This window comes from Paenirhizobium cremeum (assembly GCF_047553425.1).
Taxonomy (GTDB): domain Bacteria; phylum Pseudomonadota; class Alphaproteobacteria; order Rhizobiales; family Rhizobiaceae; genus Allorhizobium; species Allorhizobium cremeum.
Genome location: NZ_CP180217.1, coordinates 3219649 through 3237084, shown reverse-complemented (window position 1 = coordinate 3237084; position 17436 = coordinate 3219649). Strand labels below are relative to the sequence as shown.

13 protein-coding genes are annotated in these 17436 nt (G+C 61.6%); 4 read left to right on the top strand and 9 right to left on the bottom strand.

Annotated elements, in window-relative coordinates; genetic code table 11:
- The first annotated feature begins 42 nt into the window (after positions 1–42).
- Positions 43–945 (top strand): LysR family transcriptional regulator, encoded by a 903-nt coding sequence (locus ACLBKR_RS15750; protein ID WP_113448679.1) that lies wholly within the window; start codon positions 43–45, stop codon positions 943–945.
- A gap of 11 nt (positions 946–956) precedes the next feature.
- Here the strand turns inward: ACLBKR_RS15750 and ACLBKR_RS15745 are convergent, their stop codons facing one another.
- The 9 genes from ACLBKR_RS15745 to ACLBKR_RS15705 all read right to left on the bottom strand — a co-directional run bounded on the left by ACLBKR_RS15745 (position 957) and on the right by ACLBKR_RS15705 (position 13053).
- Positions 957–1352, bottom strand: a complete 396-nt coding sequence (locus ACLBKR_RS15745; protein WP_244712304.1) for a DUF3307 domain-containing protein — start codon at positions 1350–1352, stop codon at positions 957–959.
- A gap of 183 nt (positions 1353–1535) precedes the next feature.
- Positions 1536–4457, bottom strand: coding sequence for an aminotransferase (locus ACLBKR_RS15740; RefSeq protein ID WP_113486355.1), 2922 nt, complete (start codon positions 4455–4457; stop codon positions 1536–1538).
- Between the two features lie 108 nt (positions 4458–4565).
- On the bottom strand, positions 4566–5450 hold the full coding sequence (gene purU / locus ACLBKR_RS15735) for a formyltetrahydrofolate deformylase (RefSeq protein ID WP_112829541.1): 885 nt from the start codon (positions 5448–5450) through the stop codon (positions 4566–4568).
- 126 nt (positions 5451–5576) lie between these two features.
- A complete protein-coding gene (gene glnT, locus ACLBKR_RS15730; protein WP_112829542.1) occupies positions 5577–6884 on the bottom strand; it encodes a type III glutamate--ammonia ligase in 1308 nt (435 codons plus the stop codon).
- 57 nt (positions 6885–6941) lie between these two features.
- Entirely contained in the window at positions 6942–8270 is a 1329-nt protein-coding gene (locus tag ACLBKR_RS15725) for an FMN-binding glutamate synthase family protein (protein ID WP_112829543.1), read from the bottom strand.
- Positions 8271–8284: 14 nt separating this feature from the next.
- Positions 8285–8971: a GXGXG domain-containing protein gene (locus ACLBKR_RS15720; RefSeq protein WP_113424655.1), complete on the bottom strand. Its 687-nt coding sequence runs from the start codon at positions 8969–8971 to the stop codon at positions 8285–8287.
- A 26-nt stretch (positions 8972–8997) separates the two neighbouring features.
- A complete protein-coding gene (locus tag ACLBKR_RS15715) occupies positions 8998–9903 on the bottom strand; it encodes a class II glutamine amidotransferase (RefSeq protein WP_414899607.1) in 906 nt (301 codons plus the stop codon).
- A 129-nt stretch (positions 9904–10032) separates the two neighbouring features.
- Positions 10033–11016: a GlxA family transcriptional regulator gene (locus ACLBKR_RS15710; protein WP_414899605.1), complete on the bottom strand. Its 984-nt coding sequence runs from the start codon at positions 11014–11016 to the stop codon at positions 10033–10035.
- Positions 11017–11088: 72 nt separating this feature from the next.
- Positions 11089–13053 carry a GumC family protein gene (locus ACLBKR_RS15705; RefSeq protein ID WP_414899603.1) on the bottom strand — a complete coding sequence of 655 codons (1965 nt, stop codon included), beginning with the start codon at positions 13051–13053 and terminating at the stop codon, positions 11089–11091.
- 424 nt (positions 13054–13477) lie between these two features.
- Here ACLBKR_RS15705 and ACLBKR_RS15700 point away from each other — a divergent pair, with 424 nt between their 5' ends.
- The 3 genes from ACLBKR_RS15700 (at position 13478) to ACLBKR_RS15690 (ending at position 17408) form a co-directional block, all read left to right on the top strand.
- Positions 13478–14623 carry a glycosyltransferase family 4 protein gene (locus ACLBKR_RS15700; RefSeq protein WP_414899601.1) on the top strand — a complete coding sequence of 382 codons (1146 nt, stop codon included), beginning with the start codon at positions 13478–13480 and terminating at the stop codon, positions 14621–14623.
- A 4-nt stretch (positions 14624–14627) separates the two neighbouring features.
- Positions 14628–15758, top strand: a complete 1131-nt coding sequence (locus ACLBKR_RS15695) for a hypothetical protein (RefSeq protein ID WP_414899599.1) — start codon at positions 14628–14630, stop codon at positions 15756–15758.
- 117 nt (positions 15759–15875) lie between these two features.
- Positions 15876–17408, top strand: coding sequence for an oligosaccharide flippase family protein (locus ACLBKR_RS15690; RefSeq protein WP_113424648.1), 1533 nt, complete (start codon positions 15876–15878; stop codon positions 17406–17408).
- Positions 17409–17436 lie beyond the last annotated feature (28 nt).

Here is a 17436-nt window from a genome sequence, read left to right as displayed (position 1 = left end):
CCAACGATAATTTCTCAAGAGTTCATTCCGGAGGCGCATGACATGCTGGCTGCCAGGCGATTTCTCCCGTCACTCTCCCTGCTTGCCGCTTTCGAGGCCGCGGCGCGCACCGGCAGCATCACGGCGGCGGCTCGGGAGCTCGATCTGACCCAGAGCGCGGTCAGCCGGCAGATCAAGGCGCTGGAGACGCAGCTTGGCGTGGAACTTTTCCTGCGCGAGCGCCAGACGATCCGGCTCACCGTCGCCGGTGATGGCTATGCGCGCGAGATCCGCGAGGCCTTGCGCCGCATCTCCAGCGCCTCGCTCAATCTTCGGGCGAACCCTTACGGCGGATCGCTCAACCTCGCCATCCTGCCGACCTTCGGCGCCCGGTGGCTTGCACCGCGGCTGGGGAAGTTCCTGTCCGCCCATCCTGGTATCACCATCAACATGGTCACGCGTCTTTCACCTTTCGATTTCCGACTGGACTCCATCGATGCGGCAATTCACTTCGGCGATCCGGTATGGCCGGGCGCGGAACTCGCCTTCCTCATGCGGGAAACGACGCTGCCGGTCTGCAGCCCATCCTTCAAGAAGAGCCACAGGCTGAACGCGCCATCGGATGTTCTCGACGTGTCCCTGTTGCACCTGACGACGCGGCCGGATGCCTGGGAGCGCTGGCTTACCCATCGTGGCGTGACCTTCGAGAGCGTGCACGGAATGCTGTTCGACCAGTTTGCCACGGTGGCGCAGGCGGCCATCGGCGGGCTTGGCGTGGCACTTCTGCCTGTCTTCCTGTTCCGCGACGAACTGGAACGGGGCGAACTCGTGCCGGCAATCGACGGTGAGGTCGAGAGCGCCGAACGCTATTATCTCGCCTTCACGCGGGAGAGAGGGGATTATCCGCCGCTTGCCGCGTTCCGGGACTGGATCGTCAAGGAAGCGAGGGACAGCGCATCCGGCTGAGCCGCTGGAGATCAGAAGGTCTGGCTCGTGGCCAGAATGACGACGAAGACGAGATGCGTGAAGTGGTGCAAGGTCTGGTCGGTGCCGAGCAGCCACCAGAATCCGGGCTGGGTGGTGGTAAGGGCAAAGCGTTGTTGAATAACGGCCTTGGACCGGTCGATCGCGAAATGGATGGCGAAGTCGACAATGCCGATCCAGGCCAGGGACGGAGAAAGAAACGCAAAGATCGCGGCGGTCAGCATGCCGTGAACGGCGGCGTGTACCGTGAGAGGCACCAGCCAACCCTCGGCCCTTTCCTTGCCCAGCGCCATCCATTTGGTCTGCCAGATGAAATCCGCCAGCAGGTGCTTGGCGAGAAACAAAGCAATACCGCTCATCATCCAGGCAGTGGAGATCTGATCGGGCATGGTTAGCATCTTGCTTCCTTCTGCAGGTACGACTGCGGGCCAAGGATAAACCGGCTCGGAAAGTCCTGGGAAGACAAAATCTGCATCCGCTTGCATTGCAATGTGCGAAGCGTTGACGATTTCGAAAAAGATCCGGTGTCGACGTTATCGGGAATTAAGATTTTTTGCCGCTCCTAATATATTTCACCAGCCCTCGGAAAGCACCTTTTCCAGCATGTCCGTGAAGAAATCCGCGCTTTCCCGGCCCAGGCAGAGCGGCGGCTTTATTTTCAAAACGTTAAGATGGTCGCCGGTCGGCTGCATGATGACGCCGAGATCGAGCAAGCGGTCGCAGATCGCGGCCGTCTCCTGCGTTGCCGGTTCCAGCGTCTCGCGGTTGCGGACAAATTCCAGACCGAGATAAAGCCCCATGCCGTGTACTGCGCCGACCAGAGGAAAACGCTGGCCGAGACCCTGGAGCCGTGATTTTAGATAATCGCCGGTGTCGCGCGCATTGTCCTGCAATGCCTCGTCGCGCATGATGTCGAGCACCGTCATGCCGACGACGCAGCTAACGGGACTGCCGCCGGCGGAGGAGAAGAAGTAGCCCTCTTTTTCCAGGCTGTCGGCGATTTCCCGGCGGGTGATGACGGCGCCAAGCGGCTGGCCATTGCCCATGCCCTTGGCGATGGTGATGATGTCGGGCACGACGCCCTGTTCCTCGAAGCCCCAGAAATAGTGCCCAAGCCGGCCGTAGCCGACCTGGACCTCATCGGCTATGCAGACGCCGCCGCGTTCGCGCACCTTGGTGTAGACTTCGCTGAGATAGCCCGGGGGCAGGGGAATGCCGCCGGCATTGCCGTAGACGCTTTCGCAGATGAAGCCGGCAAGTCCGTCGCCAACGAGATCGAGAGCCTCGAGAGCCGCCTCGACCCGGGCGACATATTCGGGGGTCGACGACGGACCGCGGAAGGGGCCGCGATAGGTGTTGGGCGCCGTTACCGGATGCACCCAGTCGGGGCGGGTTTCGAGAGCACGCGGATTGTCGGCAATGGACGTCGAGACGGCGTCGCTTGCCACCGTCCAGCCGTGATAGGCTTCCAGCAGGCTGACGATGTTGCGGGCGCCGGTATGGGCCCAGGCGAGGCGCAGCGCCAGATCGACGGCCTCCGAACCGCTGTTGACGAGGAAGACTGTGTCAAGGCCCTCGGGTGCAAGGGAAGCGAGCCGATCGGAAAATTCCGCGACCGAGGCGTAATGGAAACGCGAATTGGTATTGAGCAACGACCATTGGCGACCGGCGGCGCGCGCGAGCCGCGGATGGCCGTGGCCGAGGATGGTAACGTTGTTGACCATGTCGAGATAAGCCCGGCCGGTCACATCGAACATATGCTCCTTCCAGCCGCGCTCGATCTGCGGCGGTTCGGCGTAATAGTTCTTCTGCGGCTTGGCGAAGCTTTTGCGGCGCTTTTCCAGAAGTTCGCCGCTTTGCGGCATGGGCGCATCGAGATCGATGCCGAGCAGATCCGACGGAGACGGGGAGAGCCTCGACCAGGCTGCCGCATGAGCCGGCCGAGAAAAGAGCGGCGGCACGAGATCGCCATCGCGGCACAGTTGCAGCCTTAGGCCGCCCACCGAACCCGGATGGCCCGAGACAATGCCGATCGGATCGCCTGCAGAGACTGCGGTCTGATGTTCCAGCTGGCTTTCGAGCCCGTCGATGTGCAGCCGGATATCCGGTGAGGCGATGACGAGATGGTGTCCGTCCTTCAGAAGGGTTCCGTCAAAGGGGGCGACGGCCTGCGCTTCGGCCGGTACGCAGACATCCACGTGGAGCGCGAATGTGGCGGGCGCACGGGAAGAGAGGGTTTGCGTGTAGGAGAGCCGGTATTCGCCGTAACGGGTGGATGCCGCGCCGGTTTCGGCGGCGGCCCGCGCCAGTACCCGCCAGTCGATCTCGGGATCGGTCCAGTTGTTCTCGCCGAGTTCGGCGCTCAATACGGAAAGATCCGCGAGGCGGATGGTTTCCGGCGCGATATCAGGCAAAAGGCGGCCGAGAGTAACAGGTGTCCGATCCTCGATGTCAGCAAGCTGCAGGATCGCGGTTTCCATCAGGGCAAAGGGAACGGAGGTCGCGACCTCGAACATCTCCCGCTCATGGGCGGCATTGCCGATGACGTATTCATTGTCGGGATCAATGGCGAACTGCTGCTCGGTGCTGGCAACGAGCACGCCGGCGCGTGCGACGATCAGCGGCCAAAGCGCCCGCAACTCCTCCTCGTTCAGAGGATAGATGTCGTGGAACGCGCGAATGGAGGGCAGAATAAAGAAGGGGTCGCCATCGGCGTGGTGAAGGAGAGCCGTGCAGGTCACTGCGAGGTCTGCCACCAGCCAGCCGGAGATAACGTCGCCGAAGTCGATGACACCATCCGGCCTCAGCCGACCGTCTGCGTCGGGGCGGGCGACGACGTTGTCGTCGGTGATATCGTGATGGATCGCTTGGGTGCGCAGCGCCGGAGCGAGAGGCTGAATGCGCTTCACGGCGGCGATCATCGCCTTGGCGATGCGATCGCGCCGCTCCTGATCCTTGACGGACTTGAGGAGATGCAGGGCAACCGGCCCCGCTCGCCGCAGATCCCATTGCAGGTCTCGCTGGAGGCCGGGATGGCTGAAGTCTTCCAACCCCTTTGCCAGACGTGCCGAGATTGCTCCAAGGTCCGCGACGACGGAAGGGGCGAGATATTTGCGACGGGTCAGGGACTCGCCTTCGAGGAAGGTCAGCAACCGGACCTGATAGTCTTCGCCTTCGAGGGAGAGGAAGACGATGTCGTCACCGTTTGCCGCGGCCACAGGCTGGGGGATGCGCGGCATGTCGGGAAGTGCGCCGAGGTGGCGCATGGCGGCATTCTGGGCCTCGATTTCGACGGTCGCATATTCCGCACGGCAGATCTTGAGGACGAAACGGGTCTCGCCGGTATCGATCAGGAAGTTGCGGTCCTGCTGGCTTCCGAGCTCGCGGATGACCCCTTCCAGAGCGTAGTGTTCTTTCAGGATCTCGCGGGCCTGGGCGTCAGATACGTTCGGCCGCGGCAGCTCGGTGCGCTGTAGAAGAGCGGTATCCGGCATGCTTGTTTCCCCTCGTGAATCACACCTTGCGACATTACCAGAGGAAGTACGCGCGTCCATACCGCGACGCGAAGGGACGGCGGGGAGCCGTCCCTTGCCAATCGAGCGTCAGCCCATGCGTTCGGAAGCGTAGGAACCCGGGCTTGCCGGGAAGACGACCGTGCGGTTGCCGTTGATGAAGGTGCGGTGGTGGATATGGGCGTGGATGGCGCGGGCCAGTACCTGGCTTTCCACGTCGCGGCCGATCGAAACATAGTCCTCGGCGGACTGGGCATGAGTGATGCGGGCGACATCCTGTTCGATGATCGGACCTTCGTCGAGGTCGGCCGTCACGTAGTGGGCCGTCGCGCCGATCAGCTTCACGCCGCGCTCGAATGCCTGTTTGTAGGGATTTGCGCCCTTGAACGACGGCAGGAAGGAGTGATGGATGTTGATGATCTTGCCGGACATCTTCTTGCAGAGATTGTCGGAGAGCACCTGCATGTAGCGGGCAAGCACGATCAGTTCGGTGCCGGTCTGCTCGACGAGATCCATGAGCTGAGCCTCGGCCTGCGGCTTGTTTTCCTTGGTCACCTTGATGTGGTGGAAGGGAATGTCGTGATTGACGACGACCTTCTGGTAATCGAAGTGGTTCGACACCACGCCGACGATATCGATCGGCAGGGCGCCGATCTTCCAGCGATAGAGGAGGTCGTTCAGGCAGTGGCCGAAGCGCGACACCATCAGCAGCACCTTCATGCGCTGCGCAGCATCGTGGAATTCGCAGTCCATGCCGAACTTTTCGGCTATCGGGGCAAAACCTTCCACCAGTGCGTCGCGGGTCGCGCCTTCCTCGGAAATGAAGCTGACGCGCATGAAGAACTTGCCGGTATCGAGGTCATCGAACTGGGAGCTGTCGACGATGTTGCAACCCGCGCCGGCCAGATAGCCGGAAATGGCGGCGACGATGCCCCTCGTGGACTTGCAGGAAACCGTCAATACATAGCTCGTCATCTTGTCATCCTCTCCTCGCCCGGAAAACCGCGCACGTGTCTCTACTCTAATCAAAAGGCGCCGGATAGATCCGACGCCATGATTCGGGAATGGCTGTTTCTCACGTGAACGGAGGCCGTGACGGCCCTAGATATCGAGTGTCGTCTTGCGTTCCCACTCGGTAAAATGGGCTGTGTAGGCGTTCCATTCATTGTGCTTGAGCTTAAGATAGGCAGCAGAAAACTCCGTTCCCATTGCGTCTTTCAAAAGCGTATCCCCGTCGTATTCGCGAAGGGCATCGAGAAGATTGAGCGGAAGGCGCGGCGCGTCCTTTACCAGATGGCCCTCCTGATACATGTCGATGTCGTAGTGCGGGCCGGGGTCGGCCTTGCTGCGAATGCCGTTCATGCCGCAGGCGATGATAACGGCCTGCAGGAGATAGGGGTTCACGGCACCATCCGGCAGGCGAAGCTCGAAACGGCCGGGTCCGGGGACACGCACCATGTGGGTGCGGTTGTTGCCGGTCCAGGTGACGGTGTTTGGCGACCAGGTTGCACCCGACAATGTACGCGGTGCATTGATGCGCTTGTAGGAATTAACCGTCGGATTGGTGATGGCGGCGATTGCCGAGGCATGCGCCATGATACCGCCGAGGAAATTCCGCCCCTTTGCCGAAAGGCCGAACTCCGCATCGCCGTCGGCGAAGACGTTGACCTTGCCGTGAGTGTCCCAGACCGAGATGTGGCAATGGCAGCCGTTGCCGGTCAGTCCCTTGAATGGCTTCGGCATGAAGGTGGCGCGAAGTCCATGTTTCTCCGCGACCGATTTGACCATGAACTTGAAGAAGGAGTGCTTGTCGGCGGTTTTCAGTGCGTCGTCGAATTCCCAGTTCATCTCGAACTGGCCGTTCGCGTCCTCGTGGTCGTTCTGGTAGGGCCCCCAGCCCAGTTCCAGCATGTAGTCGCAGATTTCGGAAATCACATCGTAGCGACGCAGCAGCGCCTGCTGGTCGTAGCAGGGTTTTTCGGCTGTATCGGCTCCGTCGGAGATTTCCGAGCCGTCGGCGGAGATCAGGAAAAATTCGGCTTCCACGCCGGTCTTTACCCGCATGCCCTCGGCTGCCGCTTCCGCAATCAGCCGTTTCAACACGTTGCGGGGGGCCTGCTCGACCGGTTTTCCCTCCATGTAGCAGTCGGCCGCCACCCAGGCGACGTCCTTCTTCCAGGGCAACTGGATGACCGATGAGACGTCCGGCAAAGCGAAAAGGTCCGGATGGGCCGGTGTCATGTCGAGCCAGGTGGCAAAGCCGGCAAAGCCCGCGCCTTCCTCCTGCATGCCCTTGATCGCCGCGGCGGGAACGAGCTTGGCCCGCTGTCCGCCGAAGAGATCGGTATAGCTAATCATGAAATATTTAACGCCATGCTCCTTTGCATAGCTTTCGAGATCCAGTGTCACTTCGTTCCCCTTTTGGATTTTATGAAGACACTTTTGGCGATGTGGCGTGGGACGTGGTCAGAAACCTCCTTTGCCGGGATACCAGCTGGTGCCCGCAAGCGGCACCTGCGCCATGGCGGCGGCTTCCATGGTGAGAGCGCAGAGATCTTCCGGCTCAAGATTGTGCAACCTGTTCTTGCCGCAGGCGCGGGCGATGGTCTGGGCCTCGAGCGTCATCACCTTGAGGTAGTTGGCGAGCCGGCGGCCGGCGACGACCGGGTCGAGCCGCTTGGCGAGTTCCGGGTCCTGGGTAGTGATGCCGGCGGGGTCCTTGCCTTCGTGCCAGTCGTCATAGGCGCCGGCCGTGGTGCCGAGCTTTTGGTATTCCGCCTCCCAATGGGGATCGTTGTCGCCGATGGCGACCAGCGCGGCGGTGCCGATCGAAACGGCATCGGCGCCGAGCGCCAGCGCCTTGGCGACGTCGGCGCCCGACCGAATACCACCGGAAACGACGAGCTGGACCTTACGATGCATTCCGAGATCCTGAAGCGCCTGAACGGCGGGGCGGATGCAGGCGAGTGTCGGCATACCGACATGTTCGATGAAGACGTCCTGCGTTGCCGCCGTGCCGCCCTGCATGCCGTCGAGGACGACGACATCGGCCCCGGCCTTCACGGCCAGCGCGGTATCATAGTATGGGCGTGCGCCACCAACCTTGATGTAGACAGGCTTTTCCCAGTCGGTGATCTCGCGCAGTTCGAGGATCTTGATTTCCAGATCGTCCGGGCCGGTCCAGTCGGGATGGCGGCAGGCCGAGCGCTGGTCGATGCCTTTGGGCAGCGTGCGCATCTCGGCGACGCGGTCGGAGATCTTCTGGCCGAGCAGCATGCCGCCGCCGCCGGGCTTGGCGCCCTGTCCGACCACGACCTCGATCGCATCGGCGCGGCGCAGGTCCTTGGGGTTCATGCCGTAGCGGGAGGGCAGATACTGGTAGACCAGCTTTTCCGAGTGGCCGCGTTCCTCGTCGGTCATGCCGCCGTCGCCCGTCGTGGTGGAGGTTCCGGCAAGCGTCGCGCCGCGTCCGAGCGCCTCCTTGGCATTACCGGAGAGCGCACCGAAGCTCATGCCGGCGATGGTAATCGGGATCTTCAGCTCGATAGGCTTCTTGGCGAAGCGCGTGCCGAGCACGACGGAGGTGTCGCACTTTTCGCGATAGCCTTCGAGCGGATAGCGGGAGATCGACGCGCCGAGGAAGAGGAGATCGTCGAAGTGGGGCACCTTGCGCTTGGTGCCGCCGCCGCGAATATCATAGATGCCGGTTGCCGCCGCGCGGCGGATCTCGGCCAGCGTATAATCGTCGAAAGTGGCTGACTTGCGCGGCGGGGTGTAGGGGTTGTGATAGCTCATGGCTTTTCCTCGCCTCAATATGCGTCGGCGTTGTCGATGTTGAAATTGTAGAGCTTGCGGGCGGAGCCGTAGCGCTTGAACTCTTCCGGCCTGACGCCCTTGACGCCGGCCTTTTCGAGCAGTTCGGACAGCTTTTCGAGATGTTTCGGCTTCATCTGCTTTTCGACGCAATCCGCGCCGAGGCTTTTGACCGTGCCGCGCACGAAGAGCTTCGCTTCATAGAGGCTGTCGCCGAGGGCCTCGCCGGCATCGCCGAGCACGACCAGATGGCCTGATTGCCCCATGAAGGCGGACATATGGCCGATGCTGCCATGGACGACGATGTCGATACCCTTCATCGAGATGCCGCAGCGCGAGGCGGCATTGCCCTTGATAACGAGAAGCCCGCCGCGGCCGGTTGCGCCGGCATATTGCGAAGCATCGCCTTCGATGACGACAGTCCCGGACATCATGTTCTCGGCGACGCCGGGACCGGCCGAACCGTGCACGGTGACCGTGCCGCCGTCATTCATGCCGGCGCAATAGTACCCAACGGAACCCTTCACTTCGACGGTAACGGGGCTGTCGATGCCGACGGCGACGGCGTGGCTGCCGCGCGGGTTCATCACTTCGAAGACGGTGTCGTTTGCGCCTTTCTCAATCTGGTGAAGGGCGCTGTTGAGTTCGCGGAGCGGCGTTTGGGAGAGGTCAAAGACTGGCATGGCTGCAATTCCTGTCGGGTGGCGGTTCAGGCGGCCTTCTGGTGGTCCCAGAAATAGACGGTTGCCGGTTCTGGCTCCCAGATCTTGGCGTTTTCGATGCCGGGCAGGCCGACGAGTGCGCGATATTCGGAGCCGAAGGCGACGTACTGGTCGGTTTCGGCCATCACAGCCGGCTTGCAGGCGATCGGATCGCGCAGCACGCCGAAGCCGGATTTCGTGCCGACGACGAAGGTGAAGAAGCCGTCGAGATCGTCGAGGGCGCTTTCCAGCGCTTCGCCGAGATCCTTGCCCTTGGCCATTTCCGCGGTGAGATAAGCGGCGGCGACCTCGGAGTCGTTGTCGGTTTCGAAGGACATGCCTTCCCGCTTCAGTTCGCGGCGCAGGTTGTTGTGGTTCGAAAGCGAGCCGTTATGCACGAGGCATTGGTCGGGACCGGTGGAAAAGGGGTGGGCGCCGAGGGTGGTTACCGCGCTCTCCGTCGCCATGCGGGTGTGGCCGATGCCATGGGTGCCGCCCATGGCGCGCACGTCGAAACGGGAGACCACATCCTTCGGCAAGCCGGTTTCCTTGTAGATCTCGACGCTTTCGCCCGAGCCCATGATCCGGATATGGGGGCGGATTTCCGCAAGAGCCGTGCGGATTTCGCCAAGCTTGCCTTCATCGGTCTCGATGACGGCATGGGTGCTTTTCAGGGTCACACTCGCCGGGATTCCAGCCTTGGAGAGGTCCGCTGCCAGGTCGGCGAATTCCTGTTCCGGCTCGGCGGATTGGACCGTGATCTTGGCCTTGCCGGCCGGCGCGCCGCCATAGATCGCGATGCCGGCCGAATCCGGTCCGCGGTCGGTCATTGTAATCAACATGTCCGAGAGCAGGGCGCCAAGTTGGGGTTCAAGGCTCTTGTCCTTGAGGAACAGGCCGACGATTCCGCACATCGCTCTTCTCCTTCGCCAGTGTGCAATGGCACAATGGCTAGCAAAGGAAAAACGGCAAATCAACCTAAGAGAAATTTAATTTCCTACAGTGAAATTTATGTTGAATGTGACGAAGGTTCGACCGTCAATTCACAGGCTGCGGCCTTTTTTCGGTGTCGTGCCGTAGAGTTCCCGGTAGCGCCGGGCGAAATGGGCCGGGCTTGCGAAGCCGCAGGCGAAGGCGATTTCGGACACGGAAAGGGCGCTCTGCTGCAGCAGCTTGCGGGCGTGTTCGAGCCTGAGGCGACGATATTCCTGCAGGAAGGTCGAGGCGAGGTGTTCGGCGAACAGCCGGTCGAGATGGCGGGGTGTGATGCCGGCAAAGCGCGCCATGGCGTCCCGGTCGAGCGGATGTTCGATCGTCGCTTCCATCTTCTCAAGCACCGCGAGCAGGGCTGGATGGTGTAAGCCATGACGTTCCGCGAGTGAAGCCCGCTGCGGTTCGGCCGACGAGGCGACATGGGTATGCAGGTACCAGTCGCTGACTCGGGTGGCGAAGGCGGGACCGAAACGGGCGGAGATCAACGCATGCATCATGTCGAGAGGCGCCACGCCGCCACCGCAGGTCAGGAGATTGCGGTCGAAGATGTAACGCGCCTGCTCGGGCTTGAGGCCCGGAAAATCTTCGATGAGGGCCGGCGCGTGCTCCCAGTGAATGGTGAAGCGGTGATCGGCCAAGAGGCCGGCGGCGGCCAGCAAATAAGGTCCGCCCGAGATCCCGCCAATCGTCACGCCATCGCGCTCGAAGGCACGCAGGCTGGCGTGAACGGCCGGCCATTGCCAGCCGGAGGGATGGCCGCCGGCGATGACGAAGAGCGAATGCAGGCGATCCCGCTTCGCCGAAGCCAGCGGCTCGGCCGGCACGACCGCTCCCGAAGAGGAGGGAACGAGTTCACCCGAAGGCGAGTAGACGTGGACGCGGTAGAGTTCCCGCCCGGCGAGCAGATTGACCGCCCGCAGAGGCTCCACGGCGGAGGCATAGCACATCAGGGCAAAGCCGGGGATCAGGATGAAGCCCACATCCTGCACATTGTTGTCGGTTTCCCGCATGCTGCTGTGTTCCGGACTCTTCATCGCAAGATCGTCTCCGGCAGAAAACATGAGCGTACGAAAGCTGGCAAGGGAGACGCATGGCTGACTCGCTTCTCAGTCCGCTTCCACGAGGACGATACCGAGCACGATGTCGCGGCTATAGCCCAGTCTTTCAAGGAGATCATCGATATCGGGGGCGTTCGTACTGCCGATCTCCATGAAGAGGAGGATGGCATCGGCCTTCTGGACGAGTTGGGGAAGATATTTCGCTGCCGGCGTGCCGCAGGCATTGATCGCCACGATATCGGCGTTCGAGGGATGAGCGATGTCGCCGTGGCTGGAAAAGCGCCGGCTCCGGCCAGCAAGGGGCGCCGTCGTTCCGATGGCTGCGAGATGCTCGTATTTCAGGAGGTCGGCGAATGGCGCAGACCCCTCCGTTCCGGCGTCGGCGAGACCCGTCAGGCCCAGGCGGGCCGTGGAGTTGAAGCGCGTGGCCTTCGGCTTCAGCGCACCGGGTGCATAGAGGATGTCGTGGCCGGCATCGATCAATGCCTGCACGATGTCTGCCGCAACGCCGCTGGCGTGGTCGACATCGCCGACGCTATAAAAGACGATCGTTCCGCGGTGCCCGCCCGGCATGGCGGCCTGCAGCCGCTTCGCCACATCGCTGACCCCATCGCCCGAAACCTCGACCGGCACTTTTCGCCCGCTCCGGCGGAAGCCCAGAAGCTGCGCGAGCCCGGGCGACTTCCGCGTTCTCCCCAGGCCGGAGGGAATGCGGGCGAGCACCGGAAAACCCGACCGTTTCATGAGGGCTTCTTCGGAGAGGCACCTTGCGGAAAACAATCCGCCGAGCCGGGTCAGACAGCTGCCGATGACGAAACCACCAAGCAGGATGGCGCCGAGCAGAGGCAGCAGCCCGACGGGTGCATATCCTTCAACCGGTGCGGCGGATGTCAGGATACGCGAATTCAGCGTTGCCAGTGATTGCTGGCGAGCGTATTCCTCGGCGCGGCTTGCGGCTTCTTTGTAGAGGCTGCGCGCGGCTTCCGCCTCGGTCTCGAGCTGGCGCAATCTGCTGCGGGCGGTGCCGTTGTCGACGCTCGCCCGCGTCAGTGTCTCCAGCTTCTCGGCCAGGGTGCGGGTATTGGCCGTGGCGCGCTGATAGCTGGATCGCAGGGATTGCCGGAGACGATCGAACTCCATCGTCATCGTTTGTCTGATATTGGCCATCTGCGTATCGATGGCGCGCATCCGGGGATGGTCGGGCCCGAGATGAACGGCAAGCTCCGACTGTTTTTCGCGCAAGGTTTCATAACGTTCGCGTAAACGCGCAATCGCTCCGGATTCGAGAACTTCGGGGATCGTGCCCTGCTCAAGAAGGTCGACCGTCAGGTTGCGCGCCTGCTCGTATATCGTCCGTTGCTTCTCCTCGCTGTTACGGGCATCGAGCAATTGCTGGTTCAGGCTGGCGAGTTGCTGGTCGGCGAGCAATCCCACCTGATCGGCGCTGATGAGCCCGTTTTCCGCCTTGAACGTTTCCACTGCAAGCTCGGCCCTGCGAACGCCTTCACGCAATTGCTCCGCCTTTCCCGTCAAGGTGCCGGCGATGCGTCGAGCGGCTTCCTCACGGGCTTCTTTCAACTGCCGAAGATAGATATCCGCTGCGGTATCTGCGATTTTTGCAGCGCGCTTTCCATCTGGATGGCTGGCCGTGATCCTGAAGACGCTCGACCGTCCGACCCTTTCGATCGTCAGATGTGCCTTCAATCTTTCGGCGATCTGTGCCTCGCCGTCCGATGTATCTCGGGACGAGCCTTGCGGCGGGGCGAAAACGGGGTCTTTCCGGAGGTCGATTTCTGCGGCAATACGGTCCAGAACCTGGCGCGACTGCATGACATAGGCCTGGCTGTCGAGGCTTGACGGATCCGGCCGCGTGGCTCCCCCCGCAGCATCGATGCGTGCGGTCGCGAGATCGTTCGGATCGACCAGGAGTTCGGTCGTCGCCGTAAAGGTCGGCCTTTGGCGCAGGATGTGGATTGCCGCGACGATTGCGCAGAGCGCGACGGCGCAGGCCACATAGAGCAGCCATCGCTTCCATATTCCCGTCTGTCGAAAGATGCCGATACCCGTTCTCCCGTCAGATGCGTCCTGTCGCCGGTTCCGTCTCGCCCGGCGGTTTCGTCGCCGATCATGTTTCCGCGCATGTCCGGTCCCTTCGCATATGGCCGACAAGGCTGTCGCCGGTCGAAGGCGGTTTTTGACAGATCTTCGCAACTCCACACTTAACCAAGCCTGAATACAAGCTATTGCAAGTATTAACCTTGCTCGCAAGCAAGGGGGTTGGAGAGCGCGGGCAACACCTGATGTTAAGGGTTGCAGGCGTTGAGAATACGCCATCGCAAAGTGTTTTCCCGGGAGCGGCCGATGCTCGCCGGGCGAGAGAACCAGGCAGGTGAAAATGGCGTTCAGCTCGTCTACAGCCGGATCAATTCCGCTCGGAATGTCTGATGCTCCGCTGGTCGTGCAGGTCGTCCGTCAATATCCGCCGAGCCGCGGCGGGTTGGAAGACGTCGTGTCCAACCTCAGCCGTCTGCTGCTGAAACGCGGCTTCCGCGTCCGTGTCGTGACCCTTGACCGGCTGTTCGTCGACCCGGAGACGACACTGCCGGCGCATGACGTGATCGACGGAGTCGAGGTGGTGCGCATTCCATGGAAGGGAAGCTCCCGCTATCCTGTCGCTCCGCAGGTTTTCCGCCACATCGGCGACGCCGATCTGGTGCATGTGCATGCCATCGATTTCTTCTTCGATGCACTTGCCTGGACGCGGCCGTTTCACGGCAAGGCGATGGTCGCGACGACCCATGGCGGGTTTTTCCATACGAAGAATTATGCGGCGATCAAGAATGTCTGGTTCAAGACCGTGACCCGGCTTTCGGCTTCTGCCTACCGCTCGGTCGTCTGCTGCAGCCAGTCGGATCTCGACCTGTTCTCGCAGATCGCCGGCCGTCGATGCGCTCTTGTGGAGAACGGCGTCGATACCGAGAAATTCGCGCGGCTTTCGTCGCCGGTGCCCCAACGCCGCATCATCACCATCGGTCGTTTTTCCGTAAACAAGCGGCTCGACCGGCTGTTCGACACGATGTCGGCGTTGAACAGGATCGAGCCCGGCTGGATGCTCGATGTCGTCGGTTCGAATTCGGACCATAGCGAGGCCGAACTGCGTGGCGAAATCGCGCGACGCGGTCTTGAGAGCCAGGTTACCCTGCATGTCGGGCTGGAAAACACGGAAGTCCGCGAACTGATCGGGCGGGCATCGCTTTTTGCTTCGGCATCCGAATATGAAGGCTTCGGTCTCGTTGCGGTCGAGGCAATGAGCGCGGGCCTCGTGCCGGTTCTGCACATCAACGATGCGTATAATGCGCTCGGCAAGCGGCATCCCGGTATCTTCCTTGCCGATTTCGCTCGACCGGAAGAGAGCGCTGCAGCCATCCGGAAGGCATTCCTGCATCTTTCCTCCGATGCAGAAAGCGTCCGCAACGCCATGGTCGGGGCGGCCGCAACGCATGCCTGGGCGAGCGTCGCCGATCGTTACGCCGAGATTTACGAAGGCGCGCTACGCGGACGACGCATCCGGGCGGGCGCTTGACCCCATGACCGTATCCCGCATGCCCCGCCGTGTGCTCATCGTCAGCGGTCAGCATTTTGCCGACGCGCCACGCAAGGTCGATCTGCATTTCATGGCCGACGCCTTGCGCGGACAGGGCGATCACGTGGATTTCCTTACCTGCCGGCTCAGCCCGGTCAGCCGGTTCCTGAAGGACGGTCGTTACGCTTATGCGAAAGATCGGGTCGTCAATCGCTGGGTCGAGATCGGAGAGCGTTTCGAGGAATTCATCTGGTTTGCAGCCTTTCATCCGATGAATCTCAAGCGGCCGCTTTTCAACCGCTTGTCGGGTTTCCTTTTTCGGCACTACGCGGATCTGCTGCCGAAGGCGGTGCGGGATCGCCTGCCTGACTACACCCATGTGCTGATCGAAAGCGGACCCGCTCCGCTGCTGACGCCGCTCATTCGCCGGAAGGCGCCCAGCGCGCGGATCGTCTATCACGCGGCAGACCGCCTGAAGACCATTGGAGTTCATCCTGTGATCGAGGAGGTGCTGGCCGAAACCATCGGGTGCTACGACCTCGTTCACATCATGGCGGAGGCCATGCGGACGGATTTTCCATCGGACGCACCGGTTCTCTACCTGCCGCATGGCATCAGCAAGGCCGTCTTCGATCAGGCGGTAGCAAGCCCCTATTCGAAGCCGCTCAATGCCGTCAGCGTGGGTGACATGCTGTTCGACGCCAATGTGATCGATACGTTGGCGGAAGCCGACCCGGACTGGACGTTTCACCTTTTCGGCAAGAAGGCGCTGCCGCTTCGGCCGCGCGACAATATCGTCGTGCATGGCGAGGTCGCCTTCGAGACGATCGTTCCTTTCATCAAATTCGCCGATATCGGCCTTGCGCCCTATCGGCTGAGCGAGGGGGCGGATTATCTCAGTCAGTCCAGCCTGAAGATGATCCAATACAGTTACTGCAAGCTGCCGATCGTGGCGCCGGCTTTTGCCGCAGCCGGGCGCAGCCATGTCTGTCCCTACGATCCGGCGGATCGCGCCTCCATCCAAAAGGCCTTCCTTCGCGCCCAGGTCTATGATCGCTCAATGATCGACCGGTTGGGAATACGAACCTGGGAAGAAGCCGTGCAGGTGATCTTTCCGGCAGACAGTCCAGGTTAACCACATTTCGAACTCATGAGAGCGTCAAGTCGCGCCAAGATAGTATTTCTCAATGATTTCCCAATAAAAGCGCTTGATGTACGCGCCCGCATGATGCGGGGCTTTCCTAGAGGCCAGATGGTGAAGCGGATCGTCGCGAATTCAGCTTTGAATGCTGCCGCAGGCATGTCCCTGCTGATGATCGGTTTTGCATGCTCCATCATCACCGCGCGCCTTCTCGGACCCGAGGCCAACGGCATCATCGCATTCTCGCTCTGGCTTGCCGTTACGGCGGCGCTGATTGCCGAACTCGGCACCGGCATCACCTTGCTCCGGCTCCTGCCGCAGCTTCGCGCGCAGGGTTATGACGACAAAGCGCGGCGGGGCTTTGCGGTCTATCTGCTGCGACCGGTGGTCCTCGCGACCATCCTTATCACGGTGCTCTACGGGGTTGTGTATTGGGTCGCGGAACACGAGCATTGGGCGACGAGCACACCGATTGTTCTGATCTTCACCGGCATTCTGCTGTTCGTTCAGTCGATCGGCGCCTTCACCAAGAACGTGCTGCTCGGTGAGCAGGATGTGGCAGCCTTTTTACGAATGTCGGTGGTTGCGGGCATATTGCAGTTTGCGGGCGTTCTGTTCGGTGCGATCTTCTTCGGCATAGCCGGAGCGCTTTGCGGCTACATCCTCGGCTTTGTCATCCAGTTCTTTTATTCGCTCAGCCTGTTCCGAAGTCCGGCCAACCCTTGCGGCATCGCGCCGCGTTATCTGGTGACATCGTCGGCCATGCTGTCGGTGCAATATATCATCGAGTCGATCTTTCTCACCCGTGTGGAAATTTACTTCCTCGAACGTTCCCATGGCGTCGAGATGGTGGGTTACTATGCGGCGGCGCTGTCGCTTGCGAACCTCGCCCTGCAATTGCCAGTCCAGCTGACCGGGAGCCTTGTCCCTTATTACTCGGAAAAGATCCATGCCAACGGGCATGGGCGCTTGCCGGTCGAGGTTTTCGAAAGCGTCGTCCGCAGCCTGTCCTACATCACCCTGCCGATGAGCTTCGGGCTTGCCGTTATCGCGCCGCGTCTGGTGACGACCGTGTTCGGCGAAGCCTTTTCGGAAAGCGGCCCGATGCTCACCATCCTCGCGCTGGTGACGCCGATCTATGTCTTCGGGCTTGTCTGTTCGCAATATCTGCTGTCGCTCGACCGAGTGCGCGCGCGTCTCGTCATCTGCTTTATCGGGGCCGTCATCATGGTCGGCGGAGCCTTGCTGGTGGTTCCCGAATTCTCCGGTGAGGGTGCCGCCTCCATCCGTTTCGTCGTTTTCCTGGTCATGGCGATCCTGACGCTGCGGCAACTGGAATTCGTGGGGTCGTTGCGCGGCATGTATGTGACGCTCGTCAAGGTGACGATTGCTGCGACCCTTTGCGCAGGCGCTGCCTACGGCGTTCTCCACCTCGTTCCGGGCTTGGCGGGCCTGGTTCTGTCAATCGGTTGCGGCGCGCTCGTTTATATCGCGGCTCTCAGGCTGTTCGGCGCCATTCCGGCGGAAGATCTCGCGGCGATCGAAACCATTGTGGTGCGTCTGCCTCGACCGGCAGCGTCGCTGGCCAACGGGCTGCTCGGTTTTCTTGTCGCCAAGCCGCGTGTCTTCGAGGGGAGTAACTGACGCGGATTGCGCGTGGTTGATGGGGGAG

Bases quoted from the DNA above. Each gene is read 5' to 3' on its own strand.
- ACLBKR_RS15695 (WP_414899599.1), top strand. From the start codon at position 14,628: ATGACCGTATCCCGCATGCCCCGCCGTGTGCTCATCGTCAGCGGTCAG.
- ACLBKR_RS15725 (WP_112829543.1), bottom strand. From the start codon at position 8,270: ATGAGCTATCACAACCCCTACACCCCGCCGCGCAAGTCAGCCACTTTC.
- ACLBKR_RS15690 (WP_113424648.1), top strand. From the start codon at position 15,876: ATGGTGAAGCGGATCGTCGCGAATTCAGCTTTGAATGCTGCCGCAGGC.
- purU (WP_112829541.1), bottom strand. From the start codon at position 5,450: ATGACGAGCTATGTATTGACGGTTTCCTGCAAGTCCACGAGGGGCATC.
- ACLBKR_RS15740 (WP_113486355.1), bottom strand. From the start codon at position 4,457: ATGCCGGATACCGCTCTTCTACAGCGCACCGAGCTGCCGCGGCCGAAC.
- ACLBKR_RS15750 (WP_113448679.1), top strand. From the start codon at position 43: ATGCTGGCTGCCAGGCGATTTCTCCCGTCACTCTCCCTGCTTGCCGCT.
- ACLBKR_RS15700 (WP_414899601.1), top strand. From the start codon at position 13,478: ATGTCTGATGCTCCGCTGGTCGTGCAGGTCGTCCGTCAATATCCGCCG.
- ACLBKR_RS15710 (WP_414899605.1), bottom strand. From the start codon at position 11,016: ATGAAGAGTCCGGAACACAGCAGCATGCGGGAAACCGACAACAATGTG.
- ACLBKR_RS15715 (WP_414899607.1), bottom strand. From the start codon at position 9,903: ATGTGCGGAATCGTCGGCCTGTTCCTCAAGGACAAGAGCCTTGAACCC.
- ACLBKR_RS15720 (WP_113424655.1), bottom strand. From the start codon at position 8,971: ATGCCAGTCTTTGACCTCTCCCAAACGCCGCTCCGCGAACTCAACAGC.
- ACLBKR_RS15745 (WP_244712304.1), bottom strand. From the start codon at position 1,352: ATGCCCGATCAGATCTCCACTGCCTGGATGATGAGCGGTATTGCTTTG.